This is a genomic window from Streptomyces sp. NPDC001828, from assembly GCF_042892175.1.
In the GTDB taxonomy this organism is placed as follows: domain Bacteria; phylum Actinomycetota; class Actinomycetes; order Streptomycetales; family Streptomycetaceae; genus Streptomyces.
Genome location: NZ_JBIATV010000002.1, coordinates 676,219 through 695,870, shown reverse-complemented (window position 1 = coordinate 695,870; position 19,652 = coordinate 676,219). Strand labels below are relative to the sequence as shown.

The 19,652-nt window shown below is 72.7% G+C and carries 17 protein-coding genes; 13 read left to right on the top strand and 4 right to left on the bottom strand.

Features of this window, described 5'->3' with window-relative positions:
* The first annotated feature begins 1 nt into the window (after position 1).
* From ACFYZA_RS10110 to ACFYZA_RS10095, 4 genes are all read left to right on the top strand, one after another.
* Positions 2-1,249 (top strand): energy-coupling factor transporter transmembrane component T, encoded by a 1,248-nt coding sequence (locus ACFYZA_RS10110; RefSeq protein ID WP_382591471.1) that lies wholly within the window; start codon positions 2-4, stop codon positions 1,247-1,249.
* The gene (locus ACFYZA_RS10105; RefSeq protein WP_388489027.1) at positions 1,246-2,964 is read left to right on the top strand and encodes an ABC transporter ATP-binding protein; all 1,719 of its coding nucleotides are present in this window, start codon (positions 1,246-1,248) and stop codon (positions 2,962-2,964) included. The genes ACFYZA_RS10110 and ACFYZA_RS10105 overlap by 4 nt, the downstream gene beginning before the upstream one ends.
* A complete protein-coding gene (locus ACFYZA_RS10100; protein ID WP_382591477.1) occupies positions 2,961-3,779 on the top strand; it encodes an ECF transporter S component in 819 nt (272 codons plus the stop codon). The genes ACFYZA_RS10105 and ACFYZA_RS10100 overlap by 4 nt, the downstream gene beginning before the upstream one ends.
* Before the next feature lie 307 nt (positions 3,780-4,086).
* Complete coding sequence (locus ACFYZA_RS10095) at positions 4,087-4,509, top strand: lytic transglycosylase domain-containing protein (RefSeq protein WP_382591480.1); 423 nt, start codon at positions 4,087-4,089, stop codon at positions 4,507-4,509.
* Positions 4,510-4,840: 331 nt separating this feature from the next.
* On the opposite strand, the gene ACFYZA_RS10090 is transcribed toward ACFYZA_RS10095, so the two are convergent.
* Positions 4,841-6,010 (bottom strand): steroid 3-ketoacyl-CoA thiolase, encoded by a 1,170-nt coding sequence (locus ACFYZA_RS10090; protein ID WP_382591483.1) that lies wholly within the window; start codon positions 6,008-6,010, stop codon positions 4,841-4,843.
* Between the two features lie 237 nt (positions 6,011-6,247).
* On the opposite strand from ACFYZA_RS10090, the gene ACFYZA_RS10085 reads away from it, so the two are divergent.
* The 4 genes from ACFYZA_RS10085 to ACFYZA_RS10070 all read left to right on the top strand — a co-directional run bounded on the left by ACFYZA_RS10085 (position 6,248) and on the right by ACFYZA_RS10070 (position 10,202).
* The gene (locus ACFYZA_RS10085) at positions 6,248-7,495 is read left to right on the top strand and encodes a cytochrome P450 (protein WP_388489023.1); all 1,248 of its coding nucleotides are present in this window, start codon (positions 6,248-6,250) and stop codon (positions 7,493-7,495) included.
* A 262-nt stretch (positions 7,496-7,757) separates the two neighbouring features.
* Positions 7,758-8,486: a pyridoxamine 5'-phosphate oxidase family protein gene (locus ACFYZA_RS10080; protein ID WP_388489021.1), complete on the top strand. Its 729-nt coding sequence runs from the start codon at positions 7,758-7,760 to the stop codon at positions 8,484-8,486.
* A 34-nt stretch (positions 8,487-8,520) separates the two neighbouring features.
* Positions 8,521-9,657 (top strand): DUF2330 domain-containing protein, encoded by a 1,137-nt coding sequence (locus tag ACFYZA_RS10075; RefSeq protein WP_388489019.1) that lies wholly within the window; start codon positions 8,521-8,523, stop codon positions 9,655-9,657.
* 41 nt (positions 9,658-9,698) lie between these two features.
* The gene (locus tag ACFYZA_RS10070; protein ID WP_388489017.1) at positions 9,699-10,202 is read left to right on the top strand and encodes a GNAT family N-acetyltransferase; all 504 of its coding nucleotides are present in this window, start codon (positions 9,699-9,701) and stop codon (positions 10,200-10,202) included.
* 85 nt (positions 10,203-10,287) lie between these two features.
* On the opposite strand, the gene ACFYZA_RS10065 is transcribed toward ACFYZA_RS10070, so the two are convergent.
* Positions 10,288-12,330 carry a DHA2 family efflux MFS transporter permease subunit gene (locus ACFYZA_RS10065; protein ID WP_382591499.1) on the bottom strand — a complete coding sequence of 681 codons (2,043 nt, stop codon included), beginning with the start codon at positions 12,328-12,330 and terminating at the stop codon, positions 10,288-10,290.
* Between the two features lie 194 nt (positions 12,331-12,524).
* Between ACFYZA_RS10065 and ACFYZA_RS10060 the strand changes: the two genes are divergently transcribed.
* Both ACFYZA_RS10060 and ACFYZA_RS10055 read left to right on the top strand, forming a co-directional pair.
* The gene (locus ACFYZA_RS10060) at positions 12,525-13,433 is read left to right on the top strand and encodes a peptidoglycan-binding protein (RefSeq protein WP_388489014.1); all 909 of its coding nucleotides are present in this window, start codon (positions 12,525-12,527) and stop codon (positions 13,431-13,433) included.
* Positions 13,434-13,618: 185 nt separating this feature from the next.
* On the top strand, positions 13,619-14,293 hold the full coding sequence (locus tag ACFYZA_RS10055) for an HAD-IA family hydrolase (protein WP_388489012.1): 675 nt from the start codon (positions 13,619-13,621) through the stop codon (positions 14,291-14,293).
* A gap of 171 nt (positions 14,294-14,464) precedes the next feature.
* Here the strand turns inward: ACFYZA_RS10055 and ACFYZA_RS10050 are convergent, their stop codons facing one another.
* Together ACFYZA_RS10050 and ACFYZA_RS10045 are read right to left on the bottom strand one after the other, a co-directional pair.
* On the bottom strand, positions 14,465-15,046 hold the full coding sequence (locus ACFYZA_RS10050; protein ID WP_382591509.1) for a TMEM165/GDT1 family protein: 582 nt from the start codon (positions 15,044-15,046) through the stop codon (positions 14,465-14,467).
* Positions 15,047-15,301: 255 nt separating this feature from the next.
* On the bottom strand, positions 15,302-16,054 hold the full coding sequence (locus ACFYZA_RS10045; protein WP_388489009.1) for an ABC transporter permease: 753 nt from the start codon (positions 16,052-16,054) through the stop codon (positions 15,302-15,304).
* Between the two features lie 344 nt (positions 16,055-16,398).
* Between ACFYZA_RS10045 and ACFYZA_RS10040 the strand changes: the two genes are divergently transcribed.
* From ACFYZA_RS10040 to ACFYZA_RS10030, 3 genes are all read left to right on the top strand, one after another.
* Positions 16,399-17,067, top strand: coding sequence for an HNH endonuclease family protein (locus ACFYZA_RS10040; protein WP_382591515.1), 669 nt, complete (start codon positions 16,399-16,401; stop codon positions 17,065-17,067).
* Between the two features lie 108 nt (positions 17,068-17,175).
* Positions 17,176-18,852 carry an alkaline phosphatase D family protein gene (locus ACFYZA_RS10035; RefSeq protein WP_388489005.1) on the top strand — a complete coding sequence of 559 codons (1,677 nt, stop codon included), beginning with the start codon at positions 17,176-17,178 and terminating at the stop codon, positions 18,850-18,852.
* An 82-nt stretch (positions 18,853-18,934) separates the two neighbouring features.
* Positions 18,935-19,393 carry a DoxX family protein gene (locus ACFYZA_RS10030; RefSeq protein ID WP_382591521.1) on the top strand — a complete coding sequence of 153 codons (459 nt, stop codon included), beginning with the start codon at positions 18,935-18,937 and terminating at the stop codon, positions 19,391-19,393.
* The last annotated feature ends 259 nt before the right edge of the window (positions 19,394-19,652 follow it).

Here is a 19,652-nt window from a genome sequence, read left to right as displayed (position 1 = left end):
GATGCCACCCCGGAACGAAGACGCCCCGCGACCACGGGCGGTGGGCGCCCCGGGCGGGGAGCCGCGCACGGGTGGTGCGGGCGGCAAGCGCGACGCGGCCGACGGCCGGGTGCACCCCCACCGGCCCGAGGCCACACCCCGCGCTCCCCGCCGGAGGCTCGCCCCGCCCTCCGCGAGCCGGAGCAACGCCGTGCACCCCGGCGCCTGGTGGCTCTGGGCGCTGGGCCTCGCCACGGCCGCGTCGCGCACCAACAACCCCCTCCTGCTCGGCCTTCTCGTCGGTGTCGCCGGATACGTCGTGGCCGCCCGCAAGACCGACGCCCCCTGGGCCCGCTCCTACACCGCGTTCATCAAGATCGGCCTGTTCGTCGTCGGCATCCGCCTCGCCTTCAACCTGGTCCTCGGCTCGCCGATCCCCGGCAGCCACACCCTGTTCACGCTGCCCGAACTCCCCCTGCCCGACTGGGCGAAGGGCATCCGCGTCGGCGGCCGGGTCACCGCCGAGGGCATGCTCTTCGCCCTGTACGACGGCGCCCGTCTGGCCACCCTGCTGATCTGCGTGGGCGCGGCGAACGCGCTCGCCAACCCCGCCCGCCTCCTCAAGTCACTGCCCGGCGCCCTGTACGAGGCCGGCGTCGCCGTGGTCGTCGCGATGACCTTCGCACCGAACATGGTCGCCGACGTCGTACGGCTGCGCACCGCGCGACGGCTGCGCGGCCGCCCCACCGGGGGCATCAGGGCGATCGCCCAGATCGGCCTGCCGGTACTCGAAGGCGCCCTGGAGCGCTCGGTCGCGGTGGCCGCCTCGATGGACGCCCGTGGCTACGGCCGCACCGCCCAAGTACCGGCCCCGGTACGGCACTTGACCACCGCCCTCACCCTCGGCGGACTGCTCGGGGTGTGCGCGGGGACGTACGGGCTGCTCGCCTCCGAAGGCGCCGGTTACGGCATCCCCGTCCTCGCGGCCGGACTGCTCGCCTCCCTCGCCGGGCTCCGCCTCGGCGGCCGCCGCCAGATCCGCACCCGCTACCGGCCCGACCGCTGGGGCGCCCGGTCCTGGCTCGTGGCCGGTTCCGGCGCGGCGGTCGCGGCGCTGATGCTCTGGGCGGGTACGTACGCCCCCGACGCCCTGACCCTCGGGGTCGTCCCCCTGACCGCGCCGGCCCTGCCGCTGTGGCCCGCGCTCTCGCTGCTCGCCGGTCTGCTTCCGGCGTTCGTCGCACCCGTACCGCCGAAGGAGCCCCAGTGATCCGGTTCGAGAACGTCTCGGTCACTTACGACTCCGCCCCCGAGCCGACCGTACGGAACGTCGAACTGACCGTCCCCGAGGGCGAGTTGGTGCTGCTCGTCGGCCCGTCCGGGGTCGGCAAGTCGACGCTGCTCGGCACGGTGTCCGGGCTCGTCCCGCACTTCACCGGCGGCACCCTGCGCGGCCGCGTCACCGTGGGCGGCCGCGACACCCGCACGCACAAGCCGCGCGAACTCGCCGACCTGGTCGGCACGGTGGGCCAGGACCCCCTCGCGCACTTCGTCACCGACACCGTCGAGGACGAACTCGCCTACGGAATGGAGTCGTTGGGGCTCGCGCCCGCCGTGATGCGCCGCCGGGTCGAGGAGACCCTGGACCTGCTGGGCCTCGCGGAGCTGCGCGACCGCCCGATCGCCGGCCTCTCCGGCGGGCAGCAGCAGCGGGTCGCGATCGGCTCGGTGCTCACCCCGCATCCCAAGGTGCTGGTCCTGGACGAGCCGACGTCGGCGCTCGACCCGGCCGCGGCGGAGGACGTCCTGTCGGTCCTCCAGCGCCTCGTCCACGACCTGGGCACGACGGTCCTGCTGGCCGAGCACCGCCTGGAGCGGGTGGTCCAGTACGCGGACCAGGTGATCCTCCTGGCCGCCCCCGGCGAACCCCCGGTGCTGGGCACGCCCGCGGACATCATGCGCGTCTCCCCCGTCCATCCCCCGGTGGTCGCCCTCGGCCACCTGGCGAACTGGACCCCCCTCCCCCTCTCGGTACGGGACGCCCGCCGCATGGCGGGCCCCCTGCGCGAGCAGCTGTCGGCCCGCACGCCCCTGACGCCTCGGGCGGCCCGCACGGGCGGCGCGGGTGAGACGGACGGCCCGGCGCACGCCCACCGGCCCGTGGCCGCGAAGCGCACCCTCACCTCCCTCTTCCGCCGCCCCCCGGGCACCCCCGAGACCCGCGCCGCGACGGCGACGGCGGCCACCGCGACCGGCCTCGGCGTGCGACGCGGCCGCGTCGAGGCGCTGCGCCGGGTGGACCTCACGGTCACCCCGGGCGAGACCATCGCCCTGATGGGCCGCAACGGCGCCGGCAAGTCCACCCTCCTCGCCACCCTGGTCGGCATGATCGAGCCCACCTCGGGTTCGGTGACCGTGGGCGGCCGCACCCCCCACCGCACCCCGCCGCGCGAACTGATCCGCGAGGTCGGCCTCGTACCGCAGGAGCCGCGCGATCTGCTGTACGCGGACACCGTCGGCGCGGAGTGCGCCGCAGCGGACCAGGACGCCGGGGCCACCCCCGGAAGCTGCCGCGAGCTGGTCTCCACGCTGCTCCCGGGCGTACGCGACGACACCCACCCCCGCGACCTGTCCGAGGGGCAGCGCCTCGCCCTGGCGCTGGCCATCGTCCTGACCGGCCGCCCTCCCCTGCTCCTCCTGGACGAGCCGACCCGCGGCCTGGACTACGCGGCGAAGGCCCGCCTGGTCACCGTGCTGCGGACGCTCGCCGCCGAGGGGCACGCCATCGTGCTCGCCACCCACGACGTGGAGCTGGCGGCCGAACTCGCGCACCGGGTGGTGATCCTCGCGGGCGGCGAGGTGGTCGCGGACGGCCCGACCGCCGAGGTCGTCGTCTCCTCGCCCGCCTTCGCCCCCCAGATCGCCAAGGTCCTCGCCCCCCAGCACTGGCTCACCGTCGCGCAGGTACGCGAGGCCCTGTCATGAGCCATGACGCCACGAGGGCGGCCCGCGCCGTCCGCCTGGGCCCACGGGCCGTGGTCGCGCTGCTGCTGATCACGCTCATCGGCGTCGCGGCCTTCGGGTGGCCGCTGCTCGCCGACGCGGACTCGGGCCTCGCCCACGCCCAGGACGCGCCCTGGCTCTTCGCCGCGCTGCTCCCGCTCCTGGTGGGTGTGGTGGTCGCCACGATCGCCGACGACGGCATGGACGCCAAGGCCGTGGCGATGCTCGGCGTGCTGGCCGCGGTGGGGGCCGCGCTGCGCCCGCTGGGCGCCGGCACGGCGGGCCTGGAGCCGATGTTCTTCCTCATGGTGTTGAGCGGCCGTGTGCTCGGACCCGGCTTCGGCTTCGTGCTCGGCTCGGTGACGATGTTCGCCTCCGCCCTGCTGACCGGCGGGGTCGGACCGTGGATGCCGTTCCAGATGCTCGCGATGGGCTGGTTCACGATGGGCGCGGGCCTGCTGCCCGGCCCGCACCGCCTGCGCGGCCGGGCCGAGGTGGCCCTGCTCGCGCTGTACGGCGCGCTGGCCTCGTTCGCGTACGGCACGGTCATGAACCTGCAGGGCTGGACCTTCATCGGCGGCATGTCCTCGGGCATCTCCTTCCATCCGGGCGCCGCGCTGCCCGACAACCTGGTCCGCTTCCTCGCGTACTGCGCGGCCACCTCGCTGGGCTGGGACCTGGGCCGGGCGGCGCTCACGGTGGTGCTGACCCTGACGCTCGGCGCGACCGTGCTCAAGGCGCTGCGGCGGGCGACGAGGCGCGCCGCCTTCGAGGCCCAGGTCACATTCGAGGGCTGAAAAGGGTCCCTCCGGGGTGAGGCGGCCCACAGGACCTTCGTCCTCTACGAGGTGGAATAGGGGCCCGGAACCATGATCCAGAGGCCCTCCCGCGACCGGGCTGACCTGGACTTATCTGCCCCTTACACGCCCGAGGACGTTTCACCCCCCATGCGACTCCCACTAGTAAATGGGGTGATTGCGGACCCCCCGGCGACCGGGCTACAACTGTTCCAGTCGCCGGAACCGCACGGTCCACACACGGGCCACACACATCGGGTTCCCTCGCCGAGGAGGTCTTCGAACCTCCGGCGGAGTGCGACACCCCATGTCCCCGAAGTTAGGTTCCGTGTTGTCTTTCGCCGCTCGCATCTCCGCTCGTAAGAAGTCCATCGCCGCCGCCGGCGCCACGCTGCTGGCCGCCTCCGGCATCGCCATGGCCGCCGTCCCGGCTCACGCCGCACCGACGAGCGCCAAGACGATCGCGCAGCAGATGATGCCGTCCGACCAGTTCCAGTGCTTCAGCAAGATCGTGACTCACGAGTCCGGCTGGAACCCGTCCGCAACCAACTCCTCCTCCGGCGCCTACGGCCTGGTCCAGGCCCTGCCCGGCTCGAAGATGGCCTCCGCCGGCGCCGACTGGAAGTCCAACCCGGCCACCCAGATCAAGTGGGGCCTGAACTACATGAACGACCGCTACGGCAGCCCGTGTGGCGCCTGGAACTTCTGGCAGCAGAACAGCTGGTACTGAGCCGTACCGGCAACGGGCCGCACGATCCGCGGCACCGACGCCTCGAAGGCCCCGGTGCCCGACCACTCCCTGGTCGGGCACCGGGGCCTTCTTCGCGCGCGGCCTTCCCCCCCGGGGGGGGGCTCGTGCCCGTTCACCTGCGGACCGTGCGTGGCCGGTCGCGCAGTTCCCCGCGCCCCTGGCAGTACTGTGCTGGCCCGCATCGGGCATCCTCAGCCTGTCCGGCGTTTGAGGACGAGCGCCGTTCAGGCGCGAACGGGGGTCTGGGGGCGGAGCCCCCAGGGTCTCTTCAACCCCCGGAGGGTCTCGGGGAGGGGCGGGGCGGGGAGAGCTACAGGCGCTGCAGGATCGTGGCCGTGGCCAACGCCCCACCCGCACACATCGTGACCAGCGCGAACTCCTTGTCCCGCCGCTCCAGCTCGTGCAACGCCGTCGCGATCAGACGGGCCCCGGTCGCCCCCACGGGATGCCCGAGCGCGATCGCACCCCCGTTCACGTTCACCTTCTCCAGGTCCTGCTCGAAGACCTGCGCCCAGCTCAGCACCACCGAGGCGAACGCCTCGTTGATCTCGACGAGGTCGATGTCCCGCAGGGACATCCCGGCCTTCCCGAGCACCGCCCGCGTCGCGTCGATCGGCCCGTCGAGGTGGAAGTGCGGATCGGATCCGACCAGCGCCTGCGCCACGATCCGCGCCCGGGGCTTGAGCTTCAGGGCGCGGGCCATCCGCTTGGAGGCCCACATGATGGCCGCCGAACCGTCCGAAATCTGCGAGGAGTTGCCCGCCGTGTGCACCGCCGTCGGCATGACCGGCTTGAGCCGCCCGAGCGCCTCCATGGAGGTGTCGCGCAGCCCCTCGTCCCGGTCGACGAGCCGCCACATGCCCTGCCCGGCGGCCTGCTCCTCCTCCGTGGTGGGCACCTGCACGGCGAACGTCTCCCGTTTGAAGCGCTCCTCGCTCCAGGCGGTGGCGGCCCGCTCCTGCGACAGGAGGCCGAGGGAGTCGACGCGCTCCCGGGTCAGGCCCCGGTTGCGGGCGATCCGCTCGGCCGCCTCGAACTGGTTCGGCAGGTCCACATTCCACTCGTCGGGCCACGGCTTGCCCGGGCCGTGCTTGGAGCCGGAGCCGAGCGGCACCCGGGACATCGCCTCGACCCCGCAGCTGATGCCCACGTCGATGACCCCGGCCGCGATCATGTTCGCGACCATGTGGCTGGCCTGCTGCGACGATCCGCACTGGCAGTCGACGGTGGTCGCGGCGGTCTCGTACGGCAGCCCCACCGCGAGCCAGGCGTTGCGTGCCGGGTTCATGGACTGTTCGCCGGCGTGCGTGACCGTACCGCCGACGATCTGCTCGACGCAGTCGGCGTGGATGCCGGTACGGCCGAGGAGTTCGCGGTAGGTCTCGCCGAGCAGATAGGCGGGGTGCAGATTGGCGAGCGCCCCTCCGCGCTTGCCGATGGGCGTGCGTACGGCTTCGACGATGACGGGTTCCGCGGCCATGAGCTCGTCCTCTCCTGACACAGCCGCTGGGTGTCCCGGCACCGCACGGCCACGAACTGATACGCGTTCTAGTTCTGAGTGCAGTCTTATGAGAGCTACCCCGGGTACGCAAGGGTTGTGCACGCCTCGCGTGGGGAGTTCAGTGGGCAACAGATGCTGCCGCGAGCCTTGCTTGTTGTAGAACCCGTTACTACCTTTCGGACAACTTCTGATGGACCGTCAGACATGGAGTGGCCAATGCGTTGCCCCCACCTGCCCGACGGGTTCGACTTCACCGACCCCGACCTGCTCCAATCCCGCGTGCCGCACCCGGAGTTCGCCGAGCTGCGGGGCACCGCCCCGGTGTGGTGGTGCGCCCAGCCGACCGGCATCTCCGGCTTCCAGGACGACGGCTACTGGGCGGTGACGCGGCACGCGGACGTCAAGTACGTGTCCACACACCCGGAGTTGTTCTCCTCCAACACCAACACCGCGGTGATCCGCTTCAACGAGTCGATCAGCCGCGAGCAGATCGACGTACAGAAGCTGATCATGCTGAACATGGACCCGCCCGAGCACACCCGGGTCCGCCAGATCGTCCAGCGCGGCTTCACCCCGCGCGCGATCCGCTCCCTGGAGGGCGCCCTGCGCGACCGTGCCCGCTCCATCGTGGACGCGGCACTGTCGGAAGCCAACAAGAACAACGGCGCCTTCGACTTCGTCACCAACATCGCCGTCGAACTCCCCCTCCAGGCCATCGCCGAACTGATCGGCGTCCCCCAGGAGGACCGGACCAAGATCTTCGACTGGTCCAACAAGATGGCGGCGTACGACGACCCGGAGTACGCGATCACCGAGGAGATCGGCGCCGAGGCCGCGATGGAGCTGGTGTCGTACGCGATGAACCTCGCGGCGGCGCGCAAGGAGTGCCCGGCCAAGGACATCGTGTCGCAGCTGGTGGCGGCGGAGGGCGAGGGCAATCTGCTCTCGGACGAATTCGGCTTCTTCGTCATCCTGCTCGCCGTGGCCGGGAACGAGACGACCCGCAACGCGATCAGCCACGGCATGCACGCCTTCCTGACCCACCCCGACCAGTGGGAACTCTACAAACGCGAGCGCCCCGCCACCGCCGCCGAGGAGATCGTGCGCTGGGCGACCCCGGTCGTGGCCTTCCAGCGCACGGCGACCCAGGACACCGAACTGGGCGGCCAGAAGATCAAGGCGGGCGACCGCGTCGGCATCTTCTACTCCTCGGCCAACAACGACCCCGAGGTCTTCGAGCAGCCGGACCGGTTCGACATCACCCGCGACCCCAACCCCCACCTCGGCTTCGGCGGCGGCGGCCCGCACTTCTGCCTCGGCAAGTCGCTGGCCGTGCTCGAAATCAACCTGATCTTCAACGCGATCGCCGACGTCCTGCCCGACCTCCGTCTGGCGGGCGATCCCCGCCGCCTGCGCTCGGCCTGGCTGAACGGCATCAAGGGCCTCCAGGTGACACACGGCTGACCCACCGGAACCGGGAGGCAGGGGCCATCCCCCTACGCCCCACCCCTGTCTCCTCCCCGGCGCTCGTTGCCCCTCGCCCCACGGCTGACGGGACGGATACGGGCCCGCTCCGGGACGCGACCCGGCGGAGGACCACCTCCAGGCCGTACTCGGCCTCGCCCCCTGATCCCGTCCGCCCCCAGGGACCGACAGCCCTTGATACCCACCCCTTTCTGCTGAAACAGTTGCCCCACCCATCTCTCGCGACTGAATCGGTAGGAAAATGGACGCACAGCGACCGGATCAGCACGCCCGGCGGATATCGACGGAGCTGGACGTCACCGAGCGGACCCGGCACCGGCGGCTGCGCGAGCAGGGCAGTACGCGGGTCGCCGATCTCGACGCGATCCTGCGGGGCACGTTCGTGTGCCATCTCGGGGTGGTCGTCGACGGCACCCCGATGGTGGTGCCGACCGTGTACGGCGTGGACTTCGCGACGCGGACGCTGTTCGTGCACGGTTCGGTCGCCAGCCGCAGCATCGTGCGGGCGCCGGAGGCGGAGGTCTGTGTGACCGTCACGCACATCGACGGGCTCGTCCTCGCCCGGTCCGTCTTCGAGCACGGCGTCAACTACCGCAGTGCGATGGTCTACGCGGTGCCCCGGCTCATCACCGACGGGGACGAGCTCCTGCACGGGCTCAGGGTCCTGACCGAGCACTGCGCGCCCGGGCAGTGGGACTACGCCCGGCGCCCCAACTCCAAGGAACTGGCGGCCACTTCACTGCTCGCGCTCTCCCTCGACGAGGCGTCCGTGAAGACGGCTTCGGGCCCGCCCGAGGACGCGGACGGGCCCGACGGCGAACTCGGCCTGTGGGCCGGGGTGGTGCCGCTGCACACCTGCTTCGGCGCGCCCGAAGCCGACCCGGCGCTGCCGGCCGGCATCCCGGTGCCCGGTCACGTGGCGGCGATGCGGCGGCCCTGCGGAACCACCGGTCCCGGCGCTTCGTCGTAGCTCCCGGCAATCGATCACACGGGGGTACGCGGACATGCGGGTCGGTCAAAGGCGGTGGCGGCGGGCGCTGCTCGTGGCGCTCGCACTGGTGGCGCTGCAACTGGGCTCGCTGGTGGCCCCGGCGTACGCGTGCGGCTGCGGGGCGATGGTGCCGCAGAGCGGGCGGCAGTTGAGCGTGCGCCAGGAGACGTCCGTGGTGCGCTGGGACGGCCACGGCGAGCAGATCGTGATGCGGCTCACCGTCGACGGGAACGCGCCACGGGCCGCGTGGATCATGCCGGTGCCGAGCCGGGCCACCGTGAAGCTCGGCGACCGCGCCCTGTTCGACCAGGTGGCCGAGCTCTCCGAGCCGGTGCACCGCACCCGCTCGTACTTCTGGCCCCGGGACGGCGACTGGCCGTTCGCCAAGAACCGCGCCGTGGGTGACGGCGCACCCAGGGCCGGGGCGAAGCCTCCGGTGGAGGTGGTCGGCCGCGAGCGGCTCGGCCCCTTCGACGTGGCCCGCCTCACCGCCTCCGACCCGACGGCGCTGCGCGACTGGCTGGCCCGCAACGGCTTCCAGCTCCCTCCCGCGCTCGCCACCGAACTGCGGCCCTACGTCGAGCGGAAGTGGGAGTACGTGGCGATCCGGCTGGCCCCCGACCGGGCGGGCCAGACGTTGGGCGGCCCGCTCGACCCGCTGAGCCTGAGCTTCGCGAGCGACCGCCCGGTCTACCCGATGCGCCTGTCCCGCCTGGCGAAGACGCCCCAGACCCTGAACCTGTACGTCCTGTCGGGCCACCGCATGGAGACGGCGTCCACGATCGGGGGCGCCCCGCCCCAGACCCTGTTCGCGGGCCGGATCGACCACCCCTCGGGCGCGCTCGCCGACCTGACGGGCCGGGCCGCGCCGGTGTATCTGACCGCCCTGACCCAGACCTTCCCGCAGCCCTCCCGCATCACCGGCGACCACGAACTGAAGGCGTCCGCCGATGACGCGCCCTTCCAACGGGCCTGGTACACCGACGAGTTGATGACGCTGGGCGGGGTCCCGGCGTGGCTGCTCACGGCGTCCCTGACGGCGGTACTGGCGACCGCCGCCGCCTTCGCGATCCGCCGTGGCCGCACCCCGCCGCAGGGTTCAGGTGCCGCCCCTCCTGGGGCTCCGCCCCACCCGAGCCGGGCCGAATAATTGGGTGGCCAAGACCGCACCCAGCGGGATAGGCAGGCCCCATGAGTTGGATCATGGCGACCGAGCGGCCCGACACCCCCGACGCGGCCCTGCTGCGGCGCGACTACTACGACGAGGTGGCGAGCCGCTGGCACGGCAGACCCGCCACCGAGACGGAGATCGAGCGGGGGCTGACGGACGACGGCGCGGATCAACTGCGGCCCCCCACGGGGGACTTCGTGGTCGGCCGGCACGAGGGGCGGCCGGCCGCGTGCGGCGGGGTGCTGCTGTGCGCCGAGGCACCGGTGATCGACGGCACGGCTCCCGCGACGGCCGAGCTCACCCGCGTCTACGTCCGCCCCTTCGCGCGCGGGACCGGCGGCGGCGGGGCGCTGCTCATGGCCCTTGAGGACGCGGCCCGGCGCCTGGGCGCCCGGCGGCTCGCCCTGGACACCCGGCACGATCTGGTCGAGGCGCGCGGCCTCTACACGAAGCACGGCTATCGCGAAGTGGCGCCGTACAGCCAAGGCCCTTACAGCGAACGCTGGTTCGCCAAGGAGCTGTGAGCGGGGCCGCCCGCCCGGGGCCGGGATTCAGGCCGCCCGGGGACGCCCGCCCGGGGACGGGGCTCAGTCCGCCCGGGTCCGGGGTTCAGGCCGCGTGGTCGCGGCGGGTCGCCGGGCCCGAGGGCCGTTCCGGGTCGGAGCCGGACAGCTCCGAGGTCAGTTCCGCGATCAGCTTCACCAGGTCGCGGGGCCGGTCGGGCCCCCACCAGTCGCCGAGCAGCTCGGCCAGGGACTCCTCGCGGGCCGCGTACAGGCGCACCGCGACCTCGCCGCCCCGCTCGGTCAGCACCATCGGCAGGCCGTCGCGCCGGGCGAGCCCGCGCTCCTCGATCTGGCGGGCCGCCTCGGTGATGACGTGCAGCGGCACGGGAGCGCGTTCGGAGAGCATCGCGGGGTCGGTGGACCCGTACTTCTTGATGCGCAGGAGCAGCCAGCTCGCCGCTGGGAGCAGGTCCAGGTCCGCCTTCTCGGTGATCGTCCGGTAGATCTCCCGGCGCCCCTCGCGCGTCCCCAGCACCGAAAGGGCCCGTGCGCACTCGTCGTACGAGGAGCGCTCGACGGGGTTGGAGGCGAGGGTCTGGCTGGTGTCGGGCGCGGTGACCGCGCCGCGCAGCTTGTCCTCCTTGAGGAACCACGCCGTCACGAAGGCGAGGAACACGACCGGGGCCGCGTACAGGAAGACGTCGGTGATGGACGAGGCGTAGGCGTGCAGCACCGGTGGGCGCGCCGCGGGCGGGAGTTGGGCGATGGCGTGCGGGTCGGCGGAGATGGTGGAGGGGCCGACGCCGGGCGGAAGCGGCTGTCCGGCCAGGGCGTCGGAGAGCTTTCCGGTGAGCCGGTTGGTGAAGATCGTGCCGAAGATGGCGACGCCGAACGAGGCGCCGATGGAGCGGAAGAAGGTGGCTCCCGAGGTCGCCACGCCCAGGTCGGCGTAGTCGACCGCGTTCTGCACGACCAGGACGAGGACCTGCATGACCAGGCCGAGACCGGCGCCGAAGACGAAGAAGCAGAGGCTCATGTCCCAGGTGGAGCTCGTCTCGGTGAGCCGGTGCAGGAACAGCAGGCCGAGCGTGGTGACCGCCGTGCCGGCGATGGGGAAGACCTTCCAGCGCCCGGTGCGGGACACGATCTGGCCGGACGCCGTCGAGGTCAGCAGCATGCCGAGGACCATCGGCAGCATGTGCACGCCGGACATCGTCGGCGAGATGCCCTGGACGACCTGGAGGAACGTGGGCAGGTACGTCATCGCGCCGAACATCGCGAAGCCCACGATGAAGCTGATGACGGCGACGAGGGTGAACGTGCGGATGCGGAACAGCTTCAGCGGAAGCACCGGCTCGACGGCCCTGCGCTCCACCGCGACGAACACCACGAGCAGCACCAGGCCGAGCACCGCGAGCCCGATGATCTGCGCCGAGGCCCAGGGCCACGTCGTACCGCCGAGGGACGCGACCAGGACCAGGCAGGTCGCCACGGAGGCGATGAGGAAGGTGCCCAGGTAGTCGATGGTGTGCCGGGTGCCGCGCACCGGGATGTGCAGTACGGCGGCGATGACGAGGAGCGCGATCACGCCGATGGGCAGGTTGATGTAGAACACCCAGCGCCAGCTGAGCTGTTCGGTGAAGAACCCGCCGAGCAGCGGCCCGAGCACGCTGGTGGCGCCGAAGACCGCACCGAACAGGCCCTGGTACTTGCCGCGTTCGCGGGGCGAGACGAGGTCGCCGACGATCGCCATGGACAGCACCATCAGGCCGCCGCCGCCCAGGCCCTGGAGCGCGCGGAAGCCGATCAGCTGGCCCATGTTCTGCGCGATGCCGCACAGCGCCGAGCCGATGAGGAAGATGACGATCGCGACCTGGAACAGCTTCTTGCGTCCGTACTGGTCGCCGAGCTTGCCCCACAGCGGCGTCGCGGCGGTCGAGGCCAGCATGTACGCCGTCACGACCCACGACAGGTGTTCCATCCCGCCGAGGTCGCTGACGATGGTCGGCAGGGCGGTCGAGACGATGGTCTGGTCGAGCGCGGCGATCAGCATGCCGAGCAGCAGCGCGCCGATGGCGACCATTACGGTCCGCCGTTCCTGCCCCGCACCGGGGGCGACGGTGGCGGGAGCGGTTCCCTGAGCCATGGCCACGTCCCATCCGTGTGTGTGCTCCGACTCGCTCCCCCCATCTTGATCGGAATGTACGGATATGGCCTGCCGGGACCGCCCGTACGGCCCGGCCGCCCACCGACCGCGCGGCATAATCGCACGCAGTTTCTTGGGGAGGGGACCGGACGATGACCGGACAGGGCTGTCCCGCATGCGGTGCGGGACGCGGGGTGGACGGAAGACCCGGCTGCGCCTGCGCCGAGCGCGCCGCCGAGACGCTGCACGCCGAGCGCTCGGCCGAGGCCGCCGCCGCGGAGGACTTCGACCCGCTGCGGATCCGGCCGTACGTGATGCTGCCGAACGCCTCCGCGAGGCCGGAAGCGATGCTGCCGAACGCCTCCGTAGGGCCGGACGGGCCGGACGAGGGGGCTCCGGCCGCCCCGGAGGCCCCTGCCGAGCGGACGATGCGGCTCGGGGCGGTGGTCCCGGCGGCGGAGCCCGCGCCCGCCGAGGCGGAGCATCCGTCGCCCCCGAACGCCGGGCGGGCTCCGCGCAGGCGGCGCATCGCCGCGCTGACCGTCGGCGCGGTCGCGGCGGTGGTGGTCGCCACGGCCGCGTTCGCGAGCACCCTGTTCGCCGACGACGCCACCCCGAAGCAGGCGCTGCCCGACGTGGCCGGGACCGGCGTTCCGTACAGCGGCGGCGGCCCGGCGTCCGCCGTGGCGCCCTCGGCCGCCGCGTCCCGTACGAAGAAGGCGGCCCCGGGCCGTTCCGCCTCCGCACGGCCCTCGCCGTCGCCGTCCGCGTCACGGCCGGCCTCGCCGACCCCGTCGAAGCCGGCCCCTTCGCCCTCCGCGTCCACCTCGGCCCGGCCCTCGCACTCCCCCGCCGGCAAGCCGCTCGCACCGGCGCCGAGCAGCACGCTGCGGCGCGGCGACAGCGGGCCCGGGGTGCTCGAACTCCAGCAGCGGCTGGCCCAGTTGGGGCTCTACAACGGCAGCGCCGACGGCGGCTTCGGTTCCCGGACCGAGCGCGCGGTGCGGGACTTCCAGTCGTACCTGGGCGTCGAGGGCGACCCGGCGGGGGTCTACGGGCCGCCGACCCGGCAAGCCCTGGAGTCGGTCACCCAGCGACCGTGAGGCGGGGCGTTCCGGCCCGCCACGGCGCACCCTGCCGCCCGGCACGAGGGGGCCGGGTGGCACAACCCCCCTCGCGTTTTGTATCGTGGAGGAACAAAGTGATCCCTGCCTGTACTCCCTGACCGGCGGGCGGGGGTCACCTTTGTGTTTCTGTGCCACCCACTCCCGTGCCCTGGAGTCCGCCGATGCCGGCCAGCCCCACGACCACCACCGTCCTGACCGCCCGCGCCCTCCTCCTGGACATGGACGGGACGATCGTGAACTCCGACGCCGTCGTGGAGCGCTGCTGGCGCCGCTGGGCCGAGCGCAACGGCCTCGACCCGGAGGCCGCCCTCAAGGTCGTGCACGGCCGCCAGGGCTACGCCACCATGGCCGTGCTGCTCCCGGAGCGGCCGATGGAGCAGAACTACGCGGACAACAAGGTGATGCTCGCCGAGGAGACCGCCGACACCGACGGCGTCGTCCCGGTCGCGGGCGCCCCCGCCTTCATGGCCGCCATCGCCGAGCTGCCGCACGCCCTGGTCACCTCGGCCGACGCGGCGCTCGCCCGGGCCCGTATGACGGCCGCCGGGCTGCCGATGCCCGAGGTGCGGGTCACCGCCGAGAGCGTCGGCGCGAGCAAGCCGGACCCGGAGGGCTTCCTCAAGGGCGCCGCCGAGCTCGGCTTCGACCCGGCGGACTGTGTCGTCTTCGAGGACTCCGAGGCCGGTATCGCGGCCGGCCGGGCCGCCGGGATGCGGGTCATCGGCGTGGGCCCCCGGGCGAACGCCCACGAGCCCACCGCGTACGTCCCCGACCTCACGCACCTCACCGTCACCGCCGAGGCGGACGGGACCCTGCGCCTGGAGATCACCGGCTGAGCGGGCCGCCCCGAAGGCGCCCACCCCGAAAACGAACGGCCCCCGTCCTACCACGGGGGCCGTTTTCGTCGTGCGCGGGCGGCTCGCCGCGCGTACGGGCTGGGCGCGGCCCGTTTGCCGTGCGCGTACGGGCCGGGCGCGTGCGAGCCCGTACGCGTACGCCGCCGGGGCTCAGCCCGCGATCGCCTCGAAGAGGCTGAAGCCGGCCAGGGCCAGCATCAGGCAGGCCGCGACCTTGGTGATCAGGCGCAGCGGCACGCGCTTCATCAGGGTGCGCCCGCCCAGGATGCCGAGGCCCGCGACGGCCCACAGGCCGAGCACCGCGCCGATGCCGACGGACAGCGGGTTGTCGTAACGGGCGGCCAGGTTGGCCGTCATGATCTGCGTGAGGTCACCGAACTCGGCGACCAGGATCAGCATGAACCCGGCCCCCGACACCTTCCAGAACGACTGGTCGGCGGGCGGCTTCACGTCCTCGTCGTCGTCGCCCTTCTTGAAGAGCAGCATCGCCGCGCCCGCCAGGAACAGGACGCCGACGATCGCCTGGAGCAGCCGTTGCGGCAGCAGGGTCAGCACGCTGCCCGCCGCGATGGCGAGGACGACATGGACGGCGAAGGCGGCGGCGACGCCGACGAACACGTAGGAGGCCTTGTAACGGGTGCCGAGCATCAGTCCCGCGAGCGCGGTCTTGTCGGGGAGTTCGGCGAGGAAGATCACACCGAAGGTGATCGCCATGATCGTAAGGCTGAGCACGGAAGGGGTTCCTCAATCGGTCGGGCGGGCCGCACCGAGAGCAGTTCCGAGCTGGATTCGGGGTCGCTTCGGCACGACAGCGCCATGAATGGTCATGTCACTGCGGCCGAAGGTCTCGCTGGCGGGTCCCTCGCGGGCACTCGCCTCCGGGCGCCGGCCAAGAACCCGTGAGGGACTCGGCAGTATGTCGACGTTCCGGCGAAGAGCTACTCCCCTTCTGCGCCCTCAAGGGTACGGCATGCCGCGAGCGCCCCATCAGGGACCAAGGTCCCGGACCTCGCGGTGCACCTTGCCGCGCGCCACGAGTTCGAGCACCACCGACACCGCGACCGCCTGGACGCACATGAGTGCGACCAGCACGAAGAGCTGGACCGCGCCCGCCTGCACCGGGGACGCCCCGCCGAGCAGCATGCCGACGAACGCGCCGGGCAGGGTGACCAGGCCCACCGTCCTGGTCTGGTCGAGGCCGGGGAGCAGCGCGTCGGACGCGGCGGGCCGGGCGATCTCCAGGCGGGCGTCCCGGTCGAGCAGCCCGAGCGCCATCCCGGCCTCCACCTCGCCGCGCCGCGCGGTCAGCTCGTCCAGCGCGCGGCGCCCGCCCAGCACCGTCGCGGTGAGCGCACCGCCGATGAGGATGCCGGTGACCGGGATCAGCGCGATGCCCTTGACCGGGACGAGCCCGGTGAGGAGCAGCGTCGCGACCACGGGGGCGACCCCGGCCGCGATGGGGGCGGCCGCCCACCACCAGGTGGCGTTGGCGGTCATCCGGCGGCCCGCGGTGCGGACCGCGACGGCGAACATCAGCGCCAGGAACCCGAGCAGCAGCGGCACCGAGCCGACCACCCAGTGGATCGCGAGGGCGACCACGGCGAGCTGAAGCGCCGCCCGCACCCCGGCGATGAGGATCTCGCGGTGCCGCCCCAGGTGCGCGGCGGCGGCGACGCCCGCGGCGGCCAGGAGCAGGGCGACCAGGACGGCCCCGAGCGTGATGTTCACGGGCAGCAGCACGCGCCCACCGTACGACGTGCGACTCCCGGCGAGGGGAGGCCGCTCCCTTCGCGGGCCGGTGTCGGACGGCCCCCTCACTCCCGTGGGGAGCCGGTGCCGGACGGCCCCCTCGCTCCCGTCGTGAGCCGGTGCCGTCGGACCGGCGCGCGCTCCGCCTTGTACGGGGTGCGCCCGACGGTGCGTCAATTCCCTTGCCGTTCGGTGGCGTCCGGACTCTTGATCTGACGTGCCCATGTCGCCAGGCTGTTACCTGGCGCCCATCCCCAGGCAACCCGGCGCCGTCACGCTGGCCGGGCCGCCCATCCCGTGGCCGGTCAAGTTCCCCCCACGTCAAGGGAGTTCAGATGTCAGCCGCCATAGGAACGCGCACGCCCCGCATCTACGCGCGTCGCTCAGCCGTCCTCGCCGCCGCTGCCGCACTCGCCGCGGGCGCCGCGCTGATCACCGCCCCGGCCGCCGAGGCCTCGCCGCCCACCCCGGTGAGCGCCGCCACCGCCCGCACCTACCTGGGCCAGCTCACCGTGCAGGCCGAGGGCTCGCTCACGGGCTACAGCCGCGACAAGTTCCCGCACTGGATCACCCAGTCCGGCACCTGCAACACCCGCGAAGTGGTGCTCAAGCGCGACGGCACCAACGTCTCGACCGACTCCAGCTGTGCGCCCACCAGCGGCAGTTGGTACTCCGAGTACGACGGCGCCACCTGGTCCGCCGCCTCCGACGTGGACATCGACCACATCGTGCCGCTCGCCGAGGCCTGGCGCTCCGGGGCGAACACCTGGACCACCCCCCAGCGCCAGGGCTTCGCCAACGACCTGACCCGCCCCCAGCTGATCGCGGTCACCGACAACGTCAACCAGGCCAAGGGCGACAAGGACCCCGCCAAGTGGCTGCCGTCGCTGACCTCCTACCGCTGCACGTACGCCCGGATGTGGGTCGACGTGAAGCACTACTACGGCCTCACCGTCGACACCGCCGAGAAGTCGGCCCTCCAGGGCATCCTCAACGGCTGCTGACACCGAGTCAGGTGAACAACAAGCTTTGCCCACAAGGCTGTTGAAACCTGTCGCGCCCCTCCGTCGTTCCGTACCGTACGAACGGACCGGCGACGGAGGGGGCATCACATGGCCGGGCTTCGCCTGGGGCCGCTGCTGCGTTATCTGGATCCGCACGGGGCCGCCACGGTGTGGGTCGAGGCCGACCGGCCCTGCACGGCCCGGGTGCGCTGCGCCGACGGCACGGCGGGCGAGGCCCGCACGTTCCAGATCGCGGGGCACCACTACGCCCTGGTCGCGCTCGACGGCCTGACGCCGGGCACCGCCACGGCGTACGAGGTGCTCCTGGACGGGCGGCCCGTCTGGCCGCCGCCCGACTCCCGCTTCCCGCCGAGCACCATCGCCGTCCCCGCGGCCGACGCCCCGCTCCGCGTCACCTTCGGCTCCTGCCGGCGCGCGCCCGACCCGACGGCCACGGACGCGCTCGACGCGCTCGCCACGCGCATCGCCGCCGATCCCCGGGCCGAGCGGCCCGATCTCCTGCTGCTCCTCGGCGACCAGGTGTACGCGGACAACGTCTCGCCGGACACCCGGCGCTGGCTGGCCGCGCGCCGGGGCCTGCGCGACGCCCCGGGCGCCCAGGTGGCGGACTACGAGGAGTACACCCGGCTGTACTACGAGACCTGGCTCGACCCCGAGGTGCGCTGGTTCCTCTCGACCGTGCCGAGCTGCCACATCTTCGACGACCACGACGTGATCGACGACTGGAACACCAGCGCCGCCTGGCTCGCCGAGATGCGCGCCACCCCCTGGTGGCAGGAGCGGGTGCTCAGCGGCCTGATGTCGTACTGGGTCCACCAGCACCTCGGCAACCTCTCCCCCGCCGAGCTCGCAGGTGATCCGCTGTACGCGGCGGTGCGGGAGGCGCCGGACGGCACCGAGGCGCTGCGCGCGTTCGCGGCCCGCGCCGACCGGGATCCGGCGACGGTGCGCTGGAGCTATCGGCGTGACTTCGGCCGCACCCGGCTCGTGATGGTGGACAGCCGCGCCGCCCGCGTCCTGGAGGAGGGGCGGCGGGCGATGCTCGACGAGGGCGAGGCGCGGTGGCTCGCGGCCCAGATGCCGGGCCCCGGGGACTGCGACCACCTCTTGATCGGCACGTCCCTGCCGTGGCTGCTGCCGCCGCTCGTCCATGACGCGGAGCAGTGGGACGCGGCCCTGTGCGCGGGCTCGCGCGGCCCGCGCTGGGCGCGGATCGGCGAGCGGCTGAGGCGCCGGGCCGACCTGGAGCACTGGGCCGCGTTCCCGGCCTCGTTCGAGCGCCTCACCGACCTGATCGCCCGCACGGGCTCCGGGCGGGGCGCTCCCGCCACCATCAGCGTCCTGTCGGGTGATGTACACCACGCATACGTGGCGGAGCCCTTCTGGCCAAATTCCGCGCCCCAACCCACCGCCCGTGTCTGCCAGTTCACGTGTTCGCCGGTTCACAACTCGGTTCCGGCCCCGGTACAGGCCGGATTCCGCTTCGGCTGGAGCCGGATCGCGCGCGGTCTCGGCCACGCGCTGGCGCGGCACGCGCGGGTGGTTCGGCCGGTGTTCGACTGGCGCAGGACCGGCGGGCCGTGGTTCGGCAACCAGCTCATGACCCTTACGCTGCACGGCCGTTCCGCCCGGCTGCGGCTCGATCGGGCCCGCCGCACCCGCTGGTTGGGCAGTGGTCCAGTCCAACTCAAGACCGTCATGGACCGGCCGATCGCGCCCGACGGCACACCTGGCTCAATTCACCCAGCCGAAACAAGACATTAAGAATGTTGAACTTGCAAGCAATAGTGAGGGCTGCCTAACCTGTGGACCCCATCGGTCCCGTCCCCAACCGAAGGAGCCCTCAATGGCCTCCCCCTCGCTCGACGCCGAGCGCGCGCGCCCCTATGCGCTCGCTCTCTTCCGCATAGTCATCGGCCTCCTCTTCGCCTGCCACGGCGCGGCCTCCCTGTTCGGCGTCTTCGGCGGCGCGATGGGCGGCGGCTCGATCCCCGCGGGCACCTGGCCCGGCTGGTACGCGGCCGTGATACAGCTCGTCGGCGGCATCCTGGTCCTGACCGGCCTCTTCACCCGCGTCGCCGCCCTGGTCTCCTCCGGCTCGATGGCGTACGCCTACTTCAGCGTCCACCAGTCGAACGCGCTGCTGCCCCTGCAGAACGGCGGCGAGGCCTCCGCGATCTACTGCTGGGCGTTCCTGCTCCTGGTCTTCACCGGCCCCGGCGCGCTCGCCCTCGACCAGCTCATCGGCGCCCGCCGCACCGCCCGGCCGGCCTCCGACACCCAGCGCGAGACCGTCGCCGCCTGACCGGACGCATGAGGCTCATGCCTCCAACGACCCTTCCGCTGCCCGGAGTTCAGTCCCCGAACTCCGGGCAGCGGCATGCCGTGACGCGCCGGACGACCCGGCCCGGCGGCGCCCCGGGCGGCCCCCGCGATCGTCCGGGCCGCCGCGCCCCACGCCCCCGACCTGCGCCGGGGCCCTCCTCCCACGGCCCGCTCGACTTCCCCTTTACCGGGACACCACCCACCCCTGGCAGAAATCTTCTCCAGGCCCGGGCGTACGC